An 18,593-nucleotide genomic window follows, 5' to 3' on the forward strand; every position below is an offset into this window, starting at 1 on the left:
GCTGGCTCCCTCGTGGCGATTAGATACATATTCCCAACACTATATTTGCCATATGTGAGCAGAGGACTGACCTTATGCTTGCCAGCCATCATCGCTTTGATATCATTCGTCAGCCTTTTTACGCATTACAACAGAGTCAATTCATGGTTATAAAAGCGCAGAGCCCAGCTGGGTTTGCCGAGGAATACATCATCGAGTCCATCTGGAACAATCGCTTTCCTCCCGGATCTATTCTGCCCGCCGAGCGTGAATTATCCGAGTTGATCGGGGTGACGCGGACGACCTTGCGCGAAGTGCTGCAGCGACTGGCCCGTGATGGCTGGTTGACCATACAGCATGGCAAGCCGACCAAGGTGAACAATTTCTGGGAAACCTCCGGCCTCAATATTCTGGAGACGTTGGCCCGTCTGGATCAGGACAAGGTACCTGATCTGATAGCTCAGCTGCTCTCCGCCCGTACCCATATCTGCACCATCTTTATCCGCGGGGCGATCCGTCACAATCCGGAACAGGCCGCCGAGATCCTGCGTGGCGCCGATGGGGTCGAGAACAACGCACAGGCTTATGCCGAGTTCGATTATCGCCTGCACCACCAGCTGGCGTTTGCTTCCGGCAATCCGATCTACGCCCTGATCCTGAACGGTTTCAAAGGGTTGTACAGCCGGGTCGGCAGCTACTACTTCTCCGACAAGCAGGCCCGCGAGACCGCAGACGCCTACTACAAGACCCTGCTCAATCTGGCGGAGACCAAGAACCACGAAGCCGTGTTCATGACGGTGCGTCAGTACGGTATCGAGTCCGGCAAGCTGTGGACCCGCCTGCGTCAGGACATGCCAAGCGATCTGTGCGACAACTGATCCCTTGCCTGTGCTGTCCAAGAAACGCGCCATCCGGCGCGTTTTTTTATTCTGCCGTGTTTGTGTCTATCCTTGATTGGCGGTGGTAATTGCTTGAACTGCATGGATATTTGGCCAAAAAGCTTGATCCAGCGCAAATGAACCCTGCATTTATCACTTTGGTGGCATAGGACCCAACCGCTGATTGAGGTCAAATGGAGGCATCAAGAGCGGAGCCAATATCCGCCAGAAGGAACACACCTTTCACCGGATGAAGGACACAACAATGAGTCTTCTTGAACACACCATCTGGACAGTACTGGGATATGGGGCCATGCCCTTTATCTTTCTGAGCGGATTCGTGGCGGTGGCAGTGACCTGTTGCATGCTGCTGAATGCGTTCGGGGTACAGTCCGCCGAGAAGTGAGTCGCTTCTCCATGCCGCCAAATGCCAGTCTTCGGACTGGCATTTGTTTTTTGTGTCTTTTAAAGCACTTATCCCGGCAGGGAAGGGGAAATCTTTGGTCAGGATGGTCGAACCTGCCGCCGATTTTGATTACACTGGCGCCCGTATTTCCCACTCACCCTTCTCTTATCAGGTGTTCAAGGTTTTCTATGGCTCTCAAGGCAACCGTATTCAAGGCCCAGATCAGTTTGTCTGATATGGATCGCAATCTTTATCAGGACTTCTCCCTCACGCTGGCGCGCCACCCCTCCGAAACCGATGAGCGGATGATGATCCGGCTGGCGGCCTTTGCCTGGCACGCTGCCGAGCGACTGGAGTTCACCAAGGGATTGAGCGCCGATGACGAACCCGAGCTCTGGTGCAAGAACTACTCGGACGACGTAGAGCTCTGGATCGAGCTGGGCCAACCCGATGAAAAACGGCTGAAAAAGGCCTGTAACCGTGCCCGTCAGGTGGTGCTCTACCTCTACGGTGGTCGTGGTACAGCCGTCTGGTGGAAGCAGAACCAGGGCAAGCTGAGCCAGCATGACAACCTCAGCATCATCGAACTCTCCGACAGCCAGACTCTGCCGCTCACCGCCATGGTCGAGCGCACCATGCAGCTCACCTGCACTATTTCCGATGGTCAGCTCTGGGTAAGCAATGGCGCACTGGAAGTGACGCTGGATCCGGTGGTGCTGATGGGCAAACCGGCCCGCGAACTGTAACGGACGCCGCCCATGTTCAGCGCCTTGCTCAATATCGTCATTCCGGTGTTCGGTGTGGTCGGGCTCGGCGCCCTCTACGGGCGATTGCGACCGGGGGCTGCGCTCGGTTACGTCAATCGGGCCAATATCGAGCTGTTTACCCCAGCGCTGGTCTTCTCCGCGCTGGTCAAGTATCCGCTGGTGCTGGCGGAGCATCTGCCGCTGATTGCGGCGGGGGCGCTGGTTATTCTGTTACCCGGTCTGTTGCTCGCGCTGCTCAAACTCAAAGGAATTGAGCGGGCAGCCCTGATCTTGCCCGCCATGTTCCGAAATACCGGCAATCTCGGTATCCCCTTGATGGTGCTGGCGTTTGGCGAGCAGCAACTGGGGGCCATCGTGATCCTCTTTGTGCTCTCCAATCTGCTGCACTTCTCGGTCGGCATGTTTATTCTCTCGGCCAATACCTCCCGCTGGCTGTGGCTGCGCAGCCCTGTGTTGTGGGCCGCGCTGGCCGGTTTGCTGGTGGCCAACCTGCACATTACGCTGCCGGAATATGTGGTGACCACGGCCTCGCTGCTCGGCCAGATCTCGGTGCCCCTGATGCTCTTTGCGCTGGGTATTCGCCTGATGGAGGGAGAACTCGATCACCTTGGCCTCGCGCTCAAGTGCAACCTGCTCTATCTGCTGGCGGGGGGATTGTCGCTGCTGCTGGCGATCTGGCTGTTGCCGCTCAAGACGGAGTGGATCCCGCTGTTGATGTTGTCGGTTTCCTTGCCCCCTGCGGTCTTGAATTACATGCTCTGCGAGCAGTATCACTGTCAGCCGGACAAGGTGGCCAGTATCGTGCTCGGCGGCAATGCCCTCTCTGTGCTAGTGATCCCGCTGGCGGTCTGGCTGGCACTTCATCTGCCCGGCTAAGCCAGATTGCATCGCTGCGGCGGTGCGACTCACTGGTCTATTGCTTGATCGAACCGAGTCGCAGTAGTTCGCATCTCATCCATGTCATCTCTATTCATCATTGCCTCCGTAATATATCTGTCGACCCGTATCCGACCCTGAGCCCCCGGCCTAACGGCGACAGCTATAGTTGAAAAAGAGCTGACTGACACTGTTTAACCAATGCCAGTGAGGGAAACCGGATGGGCACAAGTGAGCAATCTGATCCTGTGGGGCAGGCAAAATCGCGCTATGACCCGGCATTGCCTACCGGTTATGACTGGCGCAGACACCGCCGTTTTATCCTCAGTGGCGGTGGTTACAAGGCAGAATGCAGCCGTCGCAACTGGTTTTTGGAGTTGCTCAACCCGGTGCCCTATGTGGTAGTGCGCGACATAGCCATCGGCGGCATCGGTATTCTGGGGGCCATACGGTTGAAAGAGGGGGATGAGCTGGTGATTGCCATTCCCTCTGGCGAGAAACTGCGCGGTCTGGTCGTGAGATCCCAGCCAGACCCACTCTTTCCCAAACTCTATCGCACCGGTATTCGTCTGCATCGTTATCCAACGGCCGAGCTGTTTGCCCGCTGGCAAAGTTACATTCAGCCGCAAGATAAAGCGGATTTCGACCATGAGTGCCAAGTCTTGAAACAGGTACGCGGCGCGTGAGCCAGATGCCATTTCAGTGGCTGTTTTCCCTACCTTCAGCATGATTTGTCGATGGATTCCGCAGATCAGCAGGCTTGGCTGTCCCGAGTGGTTTATCTTGCTGCATGTGTTTTCATCTTCATGTTTTTATTGAATTTTATCTGTGCCTCTGAAGTCACGGAGGATACGGATCATTTTCCCTTTTCGTGATCCCCCCCGAAGTAGTTCCCCCTGATATCCCTTAGTATCTGGCCAGCATGACTCCCTTTCGGGGGAGGATAACAAGAACAAAAAGGAATGATGGATGAGATCCGTGAGCAACCAGTGTCTGTTGATGCAGATCCAGCCGACCATCTTGCGCTTTGCCAAGATGCTGGCGAGTGTGCTGCAGCTTGAGGTCGAAATTGTGGATGCCGATATGGTTCGGGTGGCTGGCACCGGGCCCTATGGCAAGTTCTTCGGACGTCAGCTGGAGGGCGACTCCCGCCTGCTGCGCTATGTGATTGATAACCAAAGGGAGAAGATCGTTACCCACACCAGTGATGATCCCGTGTGTGACGGTTGTACCTGCAAGGAGAGCTGCCGTGAGCGCGCCTTCCTCGGGGTGCCCATCATGGTGGACGAGCGCTGCATCGGGGTGATCAGTTTGGTGGCTTTCAGCGACGAGCAGCAGGCGCGCCTCAACAACAATCTGCAGGATGTGTGCGACTATGTGCGCCATATCTCCACCATCTTTGTAGCCAAGCTGCTCGATTCACGCGGGCTGTCGGACGGGGTCAACAAGGTGTTCCTCAATCTGATGACCAACATGGATCAGGGTTGCCTGCTGCTCGATGACAAGAGTCAACTGCTCTACGCCAACGAGGCGGCGCTCCATCATCTGGGTTGCCAGCAGGAACAGCTGCAGGGGCGCGAAGTGGGGATCCGCCCGCTCACCTTCTCCCAACAGGGGCTGAGTGGTCATCTCCAGCACATCATCACCTTTGAAGGTCGTCAGGAGCTGATCATCGGCCAGCTACATCATGTGCAGGGGCAGCAGCTCTTTCTGATGGCCTTTCACCAGTCCCACTCCGGTCAGGTGCAGGAGCCGGATCCGGATGTGCGGATCGATCAGCTGATCGGCGAGAGCAAGCCGATGCGCACCCTCAAGCGGCTACTGCACCGCATCGCCCAGAGTCCCTCCAGCGTGCTGATTTGTGGCGAGAGCGGTACCGGTAAAGAGGTGGTGGCCCGCGCCGTTCATCGCCTGAGTCCGCGGCAGGACAAGCCTTTTATTGCCATCAACTGTGCCGCCATTCCCGAACAACTGCTGGAGAGCGAGCTGTTTGGTTATGTGAAGGGCTCCTTTACCGGTGCCTCCAGCGGTGGCAAACAGGGCCTGATCCAGGCGGCCCATCAGGGCACCCTGTTCCTTGACGAGATTGGCGACATGCCGCTCACCATGCAGGCCAAGCTGCTGCGGGTGCTGGAGCTGCGGGAGGTGACCCCCATCGGGGCCAGCCGACCGGTGCCGGTGGATATTCGCATCATCGCCGCTACTCACCAGCATCTCGATCAATACATCGCCGAAGGGAAGTTTCGTGAAGATCTCTACTATCGCATCAACGTCATCCCCCTCAACCTGCCGCCGCTGCGGGAGCGGGAAGGGGACGTGGAGCTGCTGACCCACTACTTCCTCAACCTGCACACCAGCCGCATTGGCATCGTCTATCCCGGTTTGGCTCCCGAGGTGATGGCGCTGCTCAAGGGGTATCGCTGGCCGGGCAACGTCCGTGAGCTCAGCAACCTCATCGAATATCTGGTCAACGTCAGCCAAGCGGGCGAAGTGATTGACGCCAGTCTGCTGCCCCCCAACATCATCCGCAATCAGGAGCCCCATCGCGTGGCGGCCCAGTCGATCCCGGTGACCGACCTGGATGCGGCGTTCAATGTGCCTGCCACAGCGCCGCTTGCCGCCACGCCGGAGAAACTGCCTGAGCCCGTTCCGGGTGAGAGCGGTCTTGAGAGCATGGAAAAACAGATGATAGAAGAGACCCTGCAGCGGCTTGGCAACAAAAAACTGGCCGCACAGGCGCTGGGGATTGGGATTGCCACCCTCTATCGCAAGATAAAGAAGTACGAGATTGCCGTGCAGAGCTGAAGATCTGGCGGCATCTATCCGGCCCGTGTCGTTTATCGGATGACACGGGTTTTTTTATGGGAACAAGGCTCTGCGCCGTTGCCCGGTCGGTAGTGAACGGATTGGCGGGGCAGGGGAGTGGCTGCATGGAGAATGCAAAAAGCCCGCTCGATGAGCGGGCTTTTTTAATCTGGTGCGTCCTAGTGGATTCGAACCACCGACCCCCACCATGTCAAGGTGATGCTCTAACCAGCTGAGCTAAGGACGCAGGGTGCGCAATGCGACTTTTATTTCTTTATGCAGAAGTGGTGGGTTTAATTGGATTCGAACCAACGACCCCTACCATGTCAAGGTAGTGCTCTAACCAACTGAGCTATAAACCCACATCTGCATTTCTTTCAAACTGAATGGTGCGTCCTAGTGGATTCGAACCACCGACCCCCACCATGTCAAGGTGATGCTCTAACCAGCTGAGCTAAGGACGCATAATCAGTGTTCTGTAATGGTGCGTCCTAGTGGATTCGAACCACCGACCCCCACCATGTCAAGGTGGTGCTCTAACCAGCTGAGCTAAGGACGCATCACAGAAAAGTGGTGGGTTTAATTGGATTCGAACCAACGACCCCTACCATGTCAAGGTAGTGCTCTAACCAACTGAGCTATAAACCCACTTTCTCTTACTTCACTACGCCAGCGCTGCTGACGTGGTCGGCATACTACCCATGCCCCCCAAGGCTGTCAACAGGCCATATGCACAAAGGAGACTGTTTGCCCAGTTCTTGCGCAGCCTGTTGATTTTGCAGGCGAGTTGTCCCTTGCCAAGCCCTGTTACTGGGCTCGCGACAGGGTAGTGCAGGCTTCCGGAGTGGCAAAACGGCCATAGATGTAGCGCAATCTCGCCCCCAGCATCAGGGCCGCGCTGGTGAGACCGACGATAAAGCCGATCCAGAAGCCCTGCGGCCCCATCCGCGGCACCAGCCAGTCGGTCAGACCCAGGATCATGCCGGTGGGCAGCCCCAGTCCCCAGTAGGCGACGATGGTGACGTAGAAGATCGCCTGGGTATCCTTGTAACCGCGTAGTGCGGCGGCCGCGACCACCTGCACCGAGTCGGAGATTTGATAGATGGCGGCGAAGAACAGCAAAATGGCCGCCAGGACGATCACCTGCTGATCATCGGTATAGATGGAGGCGATCTGTTCGCGCAGCAGCACCGTCATGGCGGCAGTAGCAGCGGCGATGGCCATCCCCAGCATCAAGCCGGTGCGAGCCGCTACCCGGGCATGATGGGGCTGCCCTTCACCGATACTGTGGCCGACCCGGATGGTGACACCCACCCCGATGGAGAGGGGCAGCATAAAGACCAGGCTGGAGAAGTTGAGGGCAATCTGGTGGCTCGCCACCGTCTCGGCGCCGAAGGGGGCCAGCATCAGGGCCACCACGGTAAACAGGGTCACCTCGCAGAAGATGGCCATGGCGATGGGGAAGCCCAAGCGGAACAAGCGCCAGATCCGGCTGCCGTTGGGGCGTGCGAGTCGGGAGAAGAGGTTGATCTCCTTGAAATGAGAGAAGAGCTTCACGTAGAGGATCATCGCCAGCAGCATGGCCCACAGCACGATGGCGGTAGCCACGCCACAGCCGACACCGCCGAGCTTTGGCATGCCGAAGTGACCGTGAATGAAGATGTAGTTGGCGGGGATATTGACCGCCAGCCCGACAAAGCCGATTACCATGGTGGGCATGGTGTGGGAGAGACCCTCGCTGAAGTTGCGCAGCACCTGGAACATCACGAAGGCGGGCAGGCCCCACAGGATGGCGTGCAGGTAGCCGGTGGTCTTGGCCGCCATCACCGGCTCCACATCCATGAACTGCAGCGCCAGCGGGCTGTAATAGAGCGCAATCATTGCCAGCGGGGTGACGATGAGTGCCAGCCAGAAGCCCTGATGGACGGCCGGGCGGATTTGATCCCGCTTGCGGGCGCCGTTGAGCTGGGAAACGATGGGGGTGAGCGCCATGATGATCCCCTGCACCAGCAGGATCACCGGTAGCCAGAAGCTGGAGGCCACCGACACGGCGGCCAGATCGACCGCACTCACCTGACCCGCCATCACGGTATCGACGAAGTTCATGGCGACCTGGGCGACCTGGGCGACCAGTATGGGGCTGGCTAGACGGACGAGCTGCTTCGCCTCGGACCAATAACGTTGCACTGACACCTCCGAGTGGATCAGATAGATAGAGTAAAGAGCGGAAATCGGGAAGAGCCTTTGCACACCCGGGCGGGCATGCAAAGGGTGGGGGAGGCATTTTAGCCTGAAATTCATCCAGGACGAAATAGTTGCCGCCCCGGCAGCGGGATCAGGCGTCTTCGTGATCGCTGATCAGCAGGTTGGCTGCCGCATAGGCGGCCTGTTCACGCAGTTCGGCGGGCACCCGCTCATCGGCGGCGACCGCGTTGAGGGCACGGATAGTGGCGGCGATGGCCTTCGGCACGTAGCCCTGCTCGCCGGAGCCAATCTGGTTATAGGCGATACGGATCGCTTCACAGCACTCATAAACCATCATGATTTGCTTCCTTGAAAGTAAAAAGGCGAGCAAATATAGCGGTTTTGCTCCCATTTTGTCAGTCTCGCGGTTGTAATTTGCGGCAAGCCCGTTAGTTTGGTTACCCCCTTTTCCTGTTTCGGCCTCTTTGATGCTGTTCTCTTCGCGCAACTCACTGGCGATCTTTCTGACGCTGTTTGCACTTCTCGCCCTGACGCTTAAGGATGGCGCAGACAAATATCTGGTACTCCATGGCTACTCCGTGATGGAGATGGTCTGGTTTCGCTTCTTTGTTCCTTTCCTCGGTCTGCTGCTGTTATTGCCAAGGCGCACCATGTCGGCGCTGCTGGCGGTGGATCGCTGGCTATTGTTGCGCTCGCTGCTGTTTCTGGTCTGTGCGCTGGTCTCGGTGATTGCGCTGGCCCATGTACCGCTCAACGTCTACACCATCATTTGCCAGCTTGGTTCGCTGGCCTTCGTGGTGGCGGGCGTGATCTTTTTCAGGGAGCGTCTGACCCGGACCAAGGTGGCGGCCGTGCTGCTGGAGTTGTTTGGCGTGCTGGTGGTGACCCATCCTGATGGGGGAGACGCGAACCTCTACTATCTGCTGCCACTGGTCATTGTGCTGGCCAACACCGGCTACAACCTCATCACCAAGCTGGTGGATCCACGTTTGACCACCCTCGATATCCTGATCGTCACCTGCTTCATGCTGGGGATGGTGGCAATGGTTGCACTCTGCTGGCAGCCTGCACTGTGGCACTTCCCTGGGCTTGCTGACTTGCCCTATCTGCTGGCGCTACCAGTGGTGACCCTGCTCTCCCAATATTGCCTTATCAAGGCGATGCAGTATGCGCAGGCCTCTACTCTGGCGCCCTTCTTCTATTTCCAGATCTTTTTTTCTACCCTCTGCGGCTATCTGATGTTTGGTGAAATGCCGACCCTCAGTAGTATGGCGGGGTGTCTGCTCATCGTGCTGGCTGGCATAGTGGTCATCCATTCCCAGCGCCGGGCTCGTGTGCTGGCGCGGTCTGAGGCGGCGGAGCAGGTGTGACAGTTTGTACGAAACGAATTGTGTAAAAACGGATTATGTAAAAGAAGCGGCCACAGGCCGCGATAAAAAACAGAGCGTGTTACCAGAAACAAAGAGGTGATGATGTTTACCGGAATTGTGCAAGGTGTGGCCGAGCTGGTCGCCATCGAAGAGAGTGCTTCATTTCGTACCCACGTGATCCGCATGCCCAGCCGGGAGTGGGGGAAGGGCTGGCCCTCGGCGCCTCAGTCGCTCACAACGGCTGATGCCTGACCGTCACCCGTGTCGAGGGGGAGCTGGTCAGCTTCGATCTGATGCAGGAGACCCTGCGCCTGACCAACCTCGGCAAGCTGCAGGTGGGGGACAAGGTCAATGTGGAGCGGGCCGCCCGCTTTGGCGACGAGATCGGCGGTCATGCCATGTCCGGCCATATCATCGGCATGGCAGAGGTTACCTCGGTGATCGATACCCCCAACAACCGTCAGGTGTGGTATCGCCTTGCTCCCGAGCTGATGAAATATGTGCTGACCAAGGGGTACATCGGCATCGATGGCATCAGTCTGACCATAGGTGAGGTGCGCGAGCGGGAGTTCTGCGTCCACCTGATCCCCGAGACCCTGGCCCGCACCAATCTGGGTTGGGTAAAGGCGGGCTGGCAGACCAATATCGAGATCGATCCCCAGACCCAGGCAATCGTCGATACGGTGGAGCGGGTACTGGCGGCGCGCGGGGGTAACTGAAAGGAAACGGCTCGGTGTTAATCGCCTCATAAGCAAGGGCCTGCAGTGTGCAGGCCCTTGTTATTCATATGGTGAAAATATCTACTCAACTTTTTATGACTCGCAGTCACAACATCTGCTCAGCTCTTTGCGACTTGAAGGCACAGCAGCTGCTCGGCTTTTTGTGACTCGTAATCAAAACAGTTGCTCGTCATCCGCATCCACAAACAGCTGCAAACAGTCGCGGGCTTCGTCGCGGTGAAGCCGCAGGTGGATCGGATTGCAACAGGCCATGCAATCTTCGTAAAACTCCTGATCACCCTGGCTGGCATCCAGCTCGACCCGGGTATGGTGACCGCAGTGGGGGCAGACGATGCGCTTGCTGGTGTACTCGATCATGATAACCTCCTCGGGCCCGCGGGCCGCCTGTCTCCCTTGATTCTAGCTGCGCAGGCGCGGGCTAACCGCGAGCAAGCGCACGTTTATGAAGGCGGTATGACAGGGATCAAACCCGGATCGGAAAAGGGGATCAGCAGGCGCTGCCGGGGCAAAAATGGCCCGAAAGTTGGTTTCTAATCGGCGATTTGTAGCTGTTATTGCCAACTACTGGTTGGTAATGGAAGGGGCTGAACGGCGGTTTTTACTGGCGAAAAAGGCCATTTGGCCATCCGGGAGGGGGGCAGCACATCCGGCCGGTTTTCCTCTTGTTGCCGCTAGGTGGGTATCTATCCTTTGGCACCGATTCACCTATAAAAACGGGGCCGCAGGCAGGTATGCCTGCGGCCCCGTGAAGGATGCGAACGGCTGGTGCGGGCGAATTATTTGGCCCAGCTGGCCAGCATTTCACTATTGAGCTCGGCCAGCGAGCCGAGCTGGTAGTTGGCGATGGCCAAGCGTGGGTCACCCACCAAAGCGGGGTCCGGCACGATCAGCGCTGTCATGGAGGCCGCCTTGGCCGCCAGCAGGCCGGTAAAACTGTCTTCGATGGCTAGACAATGGACGGGCTCTACCCCCAGTTTCTCGGCAGCGTGGATATAGACATCCGGGTGCGGTTTGCCGAAACGCTCCACCTCTGCGGAGTGCACCGCCATAAAGCGATCGCGAATGCCGAGTTTGCCGAGCACCGCTTCTACCATCGCAAAGGGGGAGGAGGTCGCCAGACCCACTTTCAGGCCGCGGGCTTCGATAAGGTCGAGCGCCTCCAGCACACCGGCTTTGGCCTGACCTTCGGAGAGGATCAGGGCGTTGACCCGATCCAGAATGCGCTGTACCACCTCTTCCTGAGTTGGGCCGCTCCACGGGCGCAGGCGATACCAGTGGGCAACCAGCTGATCGATGCGCACGCCGATGGTCGACTCACAATCCTCGACGGTGTGGGGGTGACCCAGTTCGGAGAAAACGGCGATCTGGGCCCGTTGCCAAAAGGGTTCCGAGTCGATCAGAACACCATCCATATCGAAGATCACGGCAGCTAACATCTTGTACTCCTGACAAATTTGAAGAGGGGATTATAAGCCTGACGAGCAAATGCAAAAGGGGCATTGCCATGCCCCTTGCGCCCGATCACATCGGCAAACGTTTGTTTTGCTATGGCAAAAAGCCCTTAGAACAGCACCTCGACCTTGGCGGCCACGGCTTTGGCTTTCTCTACCGCATCCTGGCAATCCTCTGCGCGGGCCAGCGCCACGCCAAGACGGCGGCGACCGGCGATCTCCGGTTTGCCAAACAGCCGCAGTTGGGCGCCCGGCACCAGCGCCAACGCCTCACCAATCCCCTGATAGCAGATATTCTGGCTGTGCCCTTCGCGCAGTACCACGGCGGAGGCGCTCGGCCCGTACTGGGTGATGGTGCCGACCGGCAGCCCCAGAATGGCGCGCACGTGCAGGGCGAACTCGGAGAGATCCTGCGAGATCAGGGTCACCATGCCGGTATCGTGGGGGCGGGGAGAGACTTCGCTGAACCACACCTCATCACCCCTGATAAAGAGCTCGACTCCGAACAGGCCGTAACCACCGAGGGCCTCGACCACCTTGGCCGCAACCTCTTTGGAGCGGGCCAGCGCCTGCTCGCTCATCACCTGCGGCTGCCAGGATTCGCGATAGTCGCCATCTTCCTGACGGTGGCCGATAGGAGCGCAGAAGTGAATGCCATCGACGGCGCGTACCGTGAGCAGGGTGATCTCGTACTCGAAGGGAACGAAGCCCTCGACGATCACCTTGCCACGACCGGCGCGGCCGCCTTCCTGGGCGTAGGTCCAGCTCTCATCGAGCTTGGCGAGATCGCGCAGTACACTCTGCCCCTTGCCGGACGAACTCATCACAGGTTTCACCACACATGGCAGGCCGATAGCCTCGACGGCGGCGACAAACTCCTCTTTGCTTTGGGCAAAGCGGTAGGGGGAGGTGGGCAGACCCAGCGTCTCGGCAGCGAGGCGGCGGATCCCTTCCCGGTTCATGGTGAGCTGGGTAGCACGGGCGTTGGGCACTACCTTGACCCCTTCTTGCTCAAGGGCTGCAAGGGTATCGGTGGCAATCGCTTCAATCTCGGGGATGATGAGGTCGGGTTTAACCTCGGCGACCAGGGCACGCAGGGCGTTGCCATCGAGCATATCCAGCACGTGGGCTTTGTGCGCCACCTGCATGGCGGGGGCATTGGGGTAGCGGTCGGCGGCGATCACTTCGATCCCGAAGCGTTGCAACTCGATGGCGACCTCCTTGCCAAGTTCGCCGGAGCCCAGCAGCAGGGCACGGGTGGCGCCGGGGCGGGTTGCGGTTCCAAACATACGATCTCTCCTGATGTCGATGGTCATTGTTGATGATCGCTATCGCACGAATAGCGGACAAAAAAGAGGCACGCATGGCGTACCTCAGGAAACGGGTTTGTGAGCGCGCTGCTCCAGATGGGTCAGCAAGGTAATGGCGCCAATGATGATAGCGGCGCCAAGCCACAGACGGCCGGGGGGGGCCCAGCCAAATACCAGCCAGCCCGCCAGCACGTTCATCGGCAGCTTGGCAAAATCGAAAGGCTGTACGAAGGAGGCCTCCGCCACGCTGTAGGCGCGAGCGATGGACATCTGGGCCAGCGCCGTCAGCACGCCGGAAGCGGCTACCAGCAGCCACTGGCTCTCGCTTGGCCACTGCCACTCCGGCAGGGCCAGCATGACGTTGAACGGGGTACTGAAAATAAGCAGGTAGACCACTATGGTGTGGGATGATTCGTTGGCTGCCTGATAGCGCACCATCAGGGAGTAACCTGCCCAGAACAGCGCCGCCGCCACCGGCAGTAGGGAGGCCCAGTTGAATTCGTCAGTCCAGGGGGCGAGGATCAGCATGGCGCCGGCAAAGCCCGCCAGGGTGGCCAGAATGCGGGCGCGGCTCACCTGCTCCTTGAGCAGCAGGGCGGAGCCCAGGGTGGCAAACAGCGGTGAGGTCATCAGCAGGGCGATCCCCTGCCAGATGGGGACGGGGTACGCCAGTGCCCAGAGCCAGAGCTGGATGCCGATCACCGCCAGCAATACCCGCAACAGGTGCAACCGGAACTGATTGGTCATCAGGGATTGGCGCAGGCCATGGCGAACCAGCCAGGGCAGCAGGCAGATCAGGGCGATCAGGTATTGATGGAAGGCTACCTGGGTAGAGGCAAGGCCGAGTTTGAAGCTGACATACTGGCTCAGGCTGTTGACGGCGGCGAAGCAGAGTCCTGCCACCATCATCCAGACTGCACCGGCCAAAGGAGAGTGCCTGCGCGAGGGTATCATGGGATCCGGGTCGCTGGAAAAAAGTGCGGCGGATCATAACGGCAATCGTTTGTTCTGCCAAGGGTTGAAGCGCGGCCGCAGGGTTGGCTGGCGAGGAAGTGGCCTTGCATCAAAAAATTTGAACAAGTTGAGCATCTATTTTCGCTATCAGCAAATAAGCACAATGTTTAGAGTGACCTCCATCGACAGCAACGCTGTTCAACCGACAACCAAATGGAGTTTCACCATGGCCAATATCCTCGTACTCAAATCCAGCATCCTGGGTCAATATTCCCAATCCAACGCCCTGATAGACGGTTTCCTGGCTGACCATCAGGATGATGCCGTCACCGTGCGTGATCTGGCGGCCCTCAACTTGCCGGTGCTGGATGGCGAGTTGGCCTCCGGCCTGCGCGGTGGTGACAACCTCAATGAGCGTCAACTGGCGGTGATCGCCCAGTCCGACGAGCTGATTGCCGAACTCAAAGCGAGCGACTTGGTGGTGATTGCGGCCCCCATGTACAACTTTAACATCCCGACCCAGCTGAAAAACTGGATTGATCTGGTGGCTCGCGCTGGCGTCACCTTCCGCTATACCGAGACCGGCCCGGTGGGTATGGTTGAAAATACCCGTGCGCTGGTGAGCAGCCCCCGTGGCGGCATGCACGTTGGCAGCGCCACCGATCTGGTCACCCCCTACATGCGTACCGTGCTCGGTTTCATCGGTATCAAAGAGGTGGATTTCATCTACGCCGAGGGGATGGGGATGGGCCCGGATGCCCAGAGCAAGGGGATGGAAGCGGCCAAAGCGCAGCTTGAGGCTCTGGCTATCTAAGGGCTCTCTCTATAAGGGCTATCTATCCCGTCAGGGGTTATCTCTTCAAGGGGTTGCCCCGCCAGATACAAGAACGCAGCCATCAGGCTGCGTTTGTTTTTGGGCTAGATACGATTGCGACAGACGTTGCTGCTATAGAGGGTATCGCGGCAAGCGGTCGGTATAGACGTTCCGGCGGAGTCACTACTCCATCATAAAGCGACGACAACCACGCACCAGCAGCAATGCCACCGTGACCAGCAGGCCAAGCAAGAGGGTGGTTAGCCACTGTTCGGTACTTTGCGGCAAGTGGGGTGTGAAGAGGCTGATCATCAACAGGGTACAGAGCGTGATCAACAGGCTCTGTCGGGTCATCAATATCATGGGGTCATCCTTGGTTTGCTCACCTGAAACGATTTTAATGCCCTCTTGTGACAGGGTGATGTATCCGTGCATCACCCTGTTGGGGCTCTTCAGACCATATCAGGTTTTTACCGCAGAACCAGCGCCATCACTGGCGCTGTGATCCCGATCCCGCTAGCTCTCTTTATCTGAACTGTTTCTGCGCTGGCTGGTAGTGAAAATCGCCGCTGGCGAGCCGCGCTTCCAGTGCAGTCTGATCGATCTCCTGCGCCTTGCAGAGATCATCAAGATCGTCATAGCGATCTCGCAGCTGCATATTGACGACGCTCAGCAGCATGTTGATGTCCATGGTGGCGAATTTTTTCAAATCCATGATTATTTCTCCCGATCCAGTGATTGCAGCTGCTCGATGGCGGCGCTGACGCTGTGCAGATGCTGGCGGATCGCCTCGCGGGATTCGCTAGGCAGATAGTCGGTCAGGGTATGTTGCCAGCTGCCCGCTTCACTTTTGAGCTGCAGGAAGAGGGCGAGCCCGGCATTGGTGAGGGAGACCAGGCTGATGCGTTTATCCTGCTCGCTGCTCTCGGTAAAGATGATCCCTTTTTCGACCAGACGGCGGATCTCGCGAGAGATGCGCACCTTGTCCATGCCGCTCGCCTCGACCAGCTCTTTCTGGCTGATGGGGTAGTTGGGGCCGAGCACCATCATCAGGCGCCATTGCGGCACGGTCAGCTGGTAACGCTGTTCATAAAACTGTTCGAAGGTATCCCGTAGCATCTCGGCGGCATGTACCAACTGATAGGGCGGGTAGTGAGCGAGTAACGCTATGATTTTTGACATATTACACCCTGCTGTGACGGCTGCATCAGATGCAGTTTCTTTTGATACTTTGACATTGATGATACGAAACTCAAGCTGATTTGTCTGACCCGGTTGCGATGAAATGTGCGGTGGCGCACGCCCTCAAGGAAAAACCGGGTCTGACCGACGGGATTTTAAGCCAACGCTGTTCAGCCTTTACGCAACCAGATGAGGGCGTTCTGCTTGAGCCAGGCCTCACGAGTGTGGATGGCGTAGAGCGCGGCCTCGTCTCGGCTGCCCGCTTGCCAGCTTTGTGGCTCCTGTTTGGGCAGCTTGCGCTGACCCAGCAGGCAGGCCGGAATGTGCGGGTTGGCCTCGATGGCGACCAGCAGATGGGGCTTGGCTGCCTCGGCACCCTCGGTAGCAAAGACCATCAGCGCCTTGTTATAGAGCAACCAGCTGGAGGCTTCATCGAAGCGCACCAGCAGGGCGGCCAACGCCTGCCAATCCCCTTGCAGTGCATAGAGGGTGGAGAGGTTGTAGCGGCAACCCAGCTCATCGGCCACGCAGATTGTCAGCAGCGCCAGATACTCCGCTTTGGCCTCGCCCAGCTTGCCAAGGCGCAGCAGGCAGTCGGCGCGGCCGGCTCTGGCGGCCAGCAGAGGGCGCAGCTCGGGGGCACTCCAGCCGTGGCCGGCGATTTGCTGCCAGAAGGCGTCGTCAAAGAGCGGAGTGGCATCGGCGATGATCTTCTCGAACCAGCCGAGGCGGGCCTGATGATCGCGGCAGTTGTCGGCCAGCTCGAACCAGGTCTGCCACTGTTGGGCCTGCTCGCCATTGAGGACGACATCGGTGCTGGGGGCGGCCTGATACTGGTCGAGGTTGAGTAACTGGTTGAGGGCGGTTTTCATGTTCTGGCGCTGGCGTTTGCAGAACTCGACAAAGGGAAGCTCGCTGGCGGCGGCGCTATAGAGCATCTGGGCCATCTGCTTGTCGCGAAACAGGCTCAGCTCGGCGGCCAGACTGAAGCGGTACTGGGTGGTCGGGTCGTTCAAATCCTTCGGCTTGGGCCAGGTGGCAAAACCCATGCTGAAGCCATAACACCATTGACCGAGGGGGTGGCTCTGTTCGAACACCTGCTCGGGGTTATCGCTGGGCAGGCGGCACTGGCTGGGCAGGGCCAGCTGGGCGTCGTCGGCTTGGGATTCCAGCTCGGCGATCAGGTGGTTGAGGGCTTCTGCGCTTTTTTCATCCAACTCGGCATCCTGTTCCAGCAGACCAGCCAGCGGGTGTTGCCAGTCAGGGGTCTCTGGCCCCACCAGACGAGCACAGAGAAAACCGTGCAGGGCCGGGTAGGTCATGTCCTGATCGCTGTGGCTCTGGATCCATTGATTAAGATGGCGGGTACGAGTGGATGGGTTCATCGACAGTTCCTCTGGATTTGAACAGCCGCGAAGTCTACCTAAAAGTGGGGTTATTTGCAGCAAATGGCCGCCTGTTTGGCGATTTAATCACCATTGGCGGATAAGATCGGAGCGAAAGGGCGGCTCGTGGTGGCTTGGGGACTAGGCCGGATCACCGCTCTTGAGGTAACATGCGCGCCCATAGGGGCCATGTTCAGTTGGCCCATCCGGGTAATGAAAAAAGAGAGCACCATGATACAGATTGGCAAGATGAACACCCTCACCGTTGTTGAACTCGAAGACCGTGGCGCCTGGCTTGCGGCCGATGAGTACGGTGAACTGCTGCTGCCCAAGCGTCAACTGCCGGAAGGGGTGAAAGAGGGGGATAGCGTGCAGGTCTTCCTCTATCTGGATGCCGATTGCGAACCGGTGATCACCACCGACAAGCCATTTGCCATGGTGGACGAATTTGCCGGTCTGAAAGTGGTCAATGCCAACAAGATTGGTGCCTTCCTCGACTGGGGCATGAAAAAGGATCTGTTTGTGCCCAGCCGTGAGCAGAACAAGCCGATGCAGGTGGGCCACGTTTATCTGGTGCGTCTGCAACTGGATAACGAAGGGCGCATGGTCGGCACCAGCCGCATCGAGCGTTTCCTGACCCCGGCCGGCAGCAACTTCAAGGTTGGTGACGAAGTGACCGCGCTGCCGGGTGAGCACTCGCCCCTTGGCATCAAGGTGATCGTCAACGGTCAGTATCCCGGCATGCTGTTCAAGAACGAAGTGTTTGGCCGGGTGATGACCGGTCGGCCGCAAACCGCCTGGGTCAAGCAGGTACGCGAAGATGGCAAGCTCGATCTGACCCTGCAAAAGCCTGGTCTGGCGCGGGTTGATGACGCTGGTGAACGCATTCTGAGCCGGATGAAAAAGCAGGGCGGCAGTCTGGCGGTGGGTGACAAGAGCGAACCCGAGCTCATCTACAAGCTGTTCAGCATGAGCAAGGGCACCTTCAAGAAGGCGATCGGTGGCCTCTACAAGCAGGGCAAGATTGTCATCGAAGATAACGCTATTACCCTGACCGATGCCGGTGCCGCGCAGGTACAAGCAGGCGAGCAGGCGCAGGATAGCGAATAAGATGCCGAGCCCCTGTGTTGGCCTCTGCAAGGCGAAAGATGGGCTTTGCCTTGGTTGTGGCCGTACCTTGACCGAGATCGGCCACTGGTCGGCGATGGATAGCAAGGCCCAGCTGGCGGTGATGGCCGAGCTGAATGGCTCGAAAAGCACCCACCGCTGTCCGGGTTGTGGCGAACCGGCCTATTGCGCCGTCTCTGCCGGTCAGACCATCGCCCAGTGCTGGTGCAGCCAGTTGCCGGTATTGCCGATGCAGGAGGCCAGCGCTTGCTGGTGCCGCCGCTGTCTGGCCAAGGCCATCGCGGCGCAGGATTAGCAGAGAACAGAAATAAAAGAGCATAGAAACAAGAAAGGCGCCGATGGC

At 58.3% G+C, this 18,593-nt stretch carries 20 protein-coding genes, 5 tRNA genes and 1 pseudogene; 11 read left to right on the forward strand and 15 right to left on the reverse strand.

All coding sequences use genetic code 11. The annotated features are described in order from the left end of the window. Positions 1-143: 143 nt before the first annotated feature. The 6 genes from fadR to ACTG2J_RS09995 all read left to right on the forward strand — a co-directional run bounded on the left by fadR (position 144) and on the right by ACTG2J_RS09995 (position 5,711). Complete coding sequence (gene fadR, locus ACTG2J_RS09970; RefSeq protein WP_026034983.1) at positions 144-857, forward strand: fatty acid metabolism transcriptional regulator FadR; 714 nt, start codon at positions 144-146, stop codon at positions 855-857. A gap of 265 nt (positions 858-1,122) precedes the next feature. Beyond that, positions 1,123-1,263, forward strand: coding sequence for a TIGR02808 family protein (locus tag ACTG2J_RS09975; RefSeq protein ID WP_005345965.1), 141 nt, complete (start codon positions 1,123-1,125; stop codon positions 1,261-1,263). Between the two features lie 188 nt (positions 1,264-1,451). Beyond that, positions 1,452-2,009 carry a YaeQ family protein gene (locus ACTG2J_RS09980; RefSeq protein ID WP_439988693.1) on the forward strand — a complete coding sequence of 186 codons (558 nt, stop codon included), beginning with the start codon at positions 1,452-1,454 and terminating at the stop codon, positions 2,007-2,009. A 12-nt stretch (positions 2,010-2,021) separates the two neighbouring features. Next, positions 2,022-2,906, forward strand: a complete 885-nt coding sequence (locus ACTG2J_RS09985; protein ID WP_201946795.1) for an AEC family transporter — start codon at positions 2,022-2,024, stop codon at positions 2,904-2,906. A gap of 221 nt (positions 2,907-3,127) precedes the next feature. Then, positions 3,128-3,592, forward strand: coding sequence for a hypothetical protein (locus ACTG2J_RS09990; RefSeq protein WP_021229454.1), 465 nt, complete (start codon positions 3,128-3,130; stop codon positions 3,590-3,592). 283 nt (positions 3,593-3,875) lie between these two features. Further along, positions 3,876-5,711 carry a sigma 54-interacting transcriptional regulator gene (locus ACTG2J_RS09995; RefSeq protein WP_101530828.1) on the forward strand — a complete coding sequence of 612 codons (1,836 nt, stop codon included), beginning with the start codon at positions 3,876-3,878 and terminating at the stop codon, positions 5,709-5,711. Positions 5,712-5,881: 170 nt separating this feature from the next. On the opposite strand, the gene ACTG2J_RS10000 is transcribed toward ACTG2J_RS09995, so the two are convergent. From ACTG2J_RS10000 to ACTG2J_RS10030, 7 genes are all read right to left on the reverse strand, one after another. Beyond that, a tRNA-Val gene (locus tag ACTG2J_RS10000) sits at positions 5,882-5,958 on the reverse strand. Between the two features lie 38 nt (positions 5,959-5,996). After that, positions 5,997-6,073: transfer RNA gene (locus tag ACTG2J_RS10005), tRNA-Val, on the reverse strand. A gap of 25 nt (positions 6,074-6,098) precedes the next feature. Next, positions 6,099-6,175: transfer RNA gene (locus ACTG2J_RS10010), tRNA-Val, on the reverse strand. Between the two features lie 18 nt (positions 6,176-6,193). Then, positions 6,194-6,270: transfer RNA gene (locus ACTG2J_RS10015), tRNA-Val, on the reverse strand. 12 nt (positions 6,271-6,282) lie between these two features. Continuing rightward, positions 6,283-6,359 (reverse strand) — tRNA-Val (locus tag ACTG2J_RS10020). Positions 6,360-6,518: 159 nt separating this feature from the next. Further along, positions 6,519-7,898, reverse strand: coding sequence for an MATE family efflux transporter (locus ACTG2J_RS10025; RefSeq protein ID WP_439988692.1), 1,380 nt, complete (start codon positions 7,896-7,898; stop codon positions 6,519-6,521). 148 nt (positions 7,899-8,046) lie between these two features. Next, positions 8,047-8,253 carry a YaeP family protein gene (locus ACTG2J_RS10030; protein WP_005352334.1) on the reverse strand — a complete coding sequence of 69 codons (207 nt, stop codon included), beginning with the start codon at positions 8,251-8,253 and terminating at the stop codon, positions 8,047-8,049. Between the two features lie 130 nt (positions 8,254-8,383). Here ACTG2J_RS10030 and ACTG2J_RS10035 point away from each other — a divergent pair, with 130 nt between their 5' ends. Next, positions 8,384-9,286 carry a DMT family transporter gene (locus tag ACTG2J_RS10035; RefSeq protein ID WP_439988691.1) on the forward strand — a complete coding sequence of 301 codons (903 nt, stop codon included), beginning with the start codon at positions 8,384-8,386 and terminating at the stop codon, positions 9,284-9,286. Between the two features lie 102 nt (positions 9,287-9,388). Continuing rightward, positions 9,389-10,005: pseudogene (locus ACTG2J_RS10040) on the forward strand (riboflavin synthase subunit alpha). Between the two features lie 174 nt (positions 10,006-10,179). On the opposite strand, the gene ACTG2J_RS10045 reads toward ACTG2J_RS10040, so the two are convergent. The 4 genes from ACTG2J_RS10045 to ACTG2J_RS10060 form a co-directional block, all read right to left on the reverse strand. Next, entirely contained in the window at positions 10,180-10,383 is a 204-nt protein-coding gene (locus ACTG2J_RS10045; RefSeq protein WP_005336871.1) for a CPXCG motif-containing cysteine-rich protein, read from the reverse strand. Positions 10,384-10,802: 419 nt separating this feature from the next. Continuing rightward, a complete protein-coding gene (hxpB, locus tag ACTG2J_RS10050) occupies positions 10,803-11,462 on the reverse strand; it encodes a hexitol phosphatase HxpB (RefSeq protein WP_421312164.1) in 660 nt (219 codons plus the stop codon). Positions 11,463-11,587: 125 nt separating this feature from the next. Next, positions 11,588-12,766, reverse strand: a complete 1,179-nt coding sequence (purT, locus tag ACTG2J_RS10055) for a formate-dependent phosphoribosylglycinamide formyltransferase (RefSeq protein WP_421312162.1) — start codon at positions 12,764-12,766, stop codon at positions 11,588-11,590. 84 nt (positions 12,767-12,850) lie between these two features. After that, positions 12,851-13,741: a DMT family transporter gene (locus tag ACTG2J_RS10060; RefSeq protein ID WP_101530832.1), complete on the reverse strand. Its 891-nt coding sequence runs from the start codon at positions 13,739-13,741 to the stop codon at positions 12,851-12,853. Between the two features lie 226 nt (positions 13,742-13,967). Between ACTG2J_RS10060 and ACTG2J_RS10065 the strand changes: the two genes are divergently transcribed. Beyond that, positions 13,968-14,555, forward strand: a complete 588-nt coding sequence (locus ACTG2J_RS10065) for an FMN-dependent NADH-azoreductase (protein ID WP_439988690.1) — start codon at positions 13,968-13,970, stop codon at positions 14,553-14,555. A gap of 183 nt (positions 14,556-14,738) precedes the next feature. Here ACTG2J_RS10065 and ACTG2J_RS10070 read toward each other — a convergent pair whose 3' ends face one another. The 4 genes from ACTG2J_RS10070 to ACTG2J_RS10085 all read right to left on the reverse strand — a co-directional run bounded on the left by ACTG2J_RS10070 (position 14,739) and on the right by ACTG2J_RS10085 (position 17,122). After that, complete coding sequence (locus ACTG2J_RS10070) at positions 14,739-14,918, reverse strand: hypothetical protein (protein WP_005345799.1); 180 nt, start codon at positions 14,916-14,918, stop codon at positions 14,739-14,741. A gap of 163 nt (positions 14,919-15,081) precedes the next feature. Continuing rightward, on the reverse strand, positions 15,082-15,270 hold the full coding sequence (locus ACTG2J_RS10075) for a DUF4250 domain-containing protein (RefSeq protein ID WP_257724851.1): 189 nt from the start codon (positions 15,268-15,270) through the stop codon (positions 15,082-15,084). Positions 15,271-15,272: 2 nt separating this feature from the next. Next, the gene (locus tag ACTG2J_RS10080) at positions 15,273-15,737 is read right to left on the reverse strand and encodes a MarR family winged helix-turn-helix transcriptional regulator (RefSeq protein WP_005336856.1); all 465 of its coding nucleotides are present in this window, start codon (positions 15,735-15,737) and stop codon (positions 15,273-15,275) included. Positions 15,738-15,907: 170 nt separating this feature from the next. Beyond that, entirely contained in the window at positions 15,908-17,122 is a 1,215-nt protein-coding gene (locus ACTG2J_RS10085) for a UPF0149 family protein (protein WP_439988689.1), read from the reverse strand. Positions 17,123-17,353: 231 nt separating this feature from the next. Here ACTG2J_RS10085 and ACTG2J_RS10090 point away from each other — a divergent pair, with 231 nt between their 5' ends. Both ACTG2J_RS10090 and ACTG2J_RS10095 read left to right on the forward strand, forming a co-directional pair. Then, positions 17,354-18,232, forward strand: a complete 879-nt coding sequence (locus ACTG2J_RS10090) for a CvfB family protein (RefSeq protein WP_005345791.1) — start codon at positions 17,354-17,356, stop codon at positions 18,230-18,232. Between the two features lies 1 nt (position 18,233). Continuing rightward, a complete protein-coding gene (locus ACTG2J_RS10095) occupies positions 18,234-18,545 on the forward strand; it encodes a DUF1289 domain-containing protein (RefSeq protein WP_005360950.1) in 312 nt (103 codons plus the stop codon). Positions 18,546-18,593 lie beyond the last annotated feature (48 nt).

The organism is Aeromonas sp. 6P, assembly GCF_051919525.1.
Lineage (GTDB): Bacteria > Pseudomonadota > Gammaproteobacteria > Enterobacterales > Aeromonadaceae > Aeromonas > Aeromonas veronii.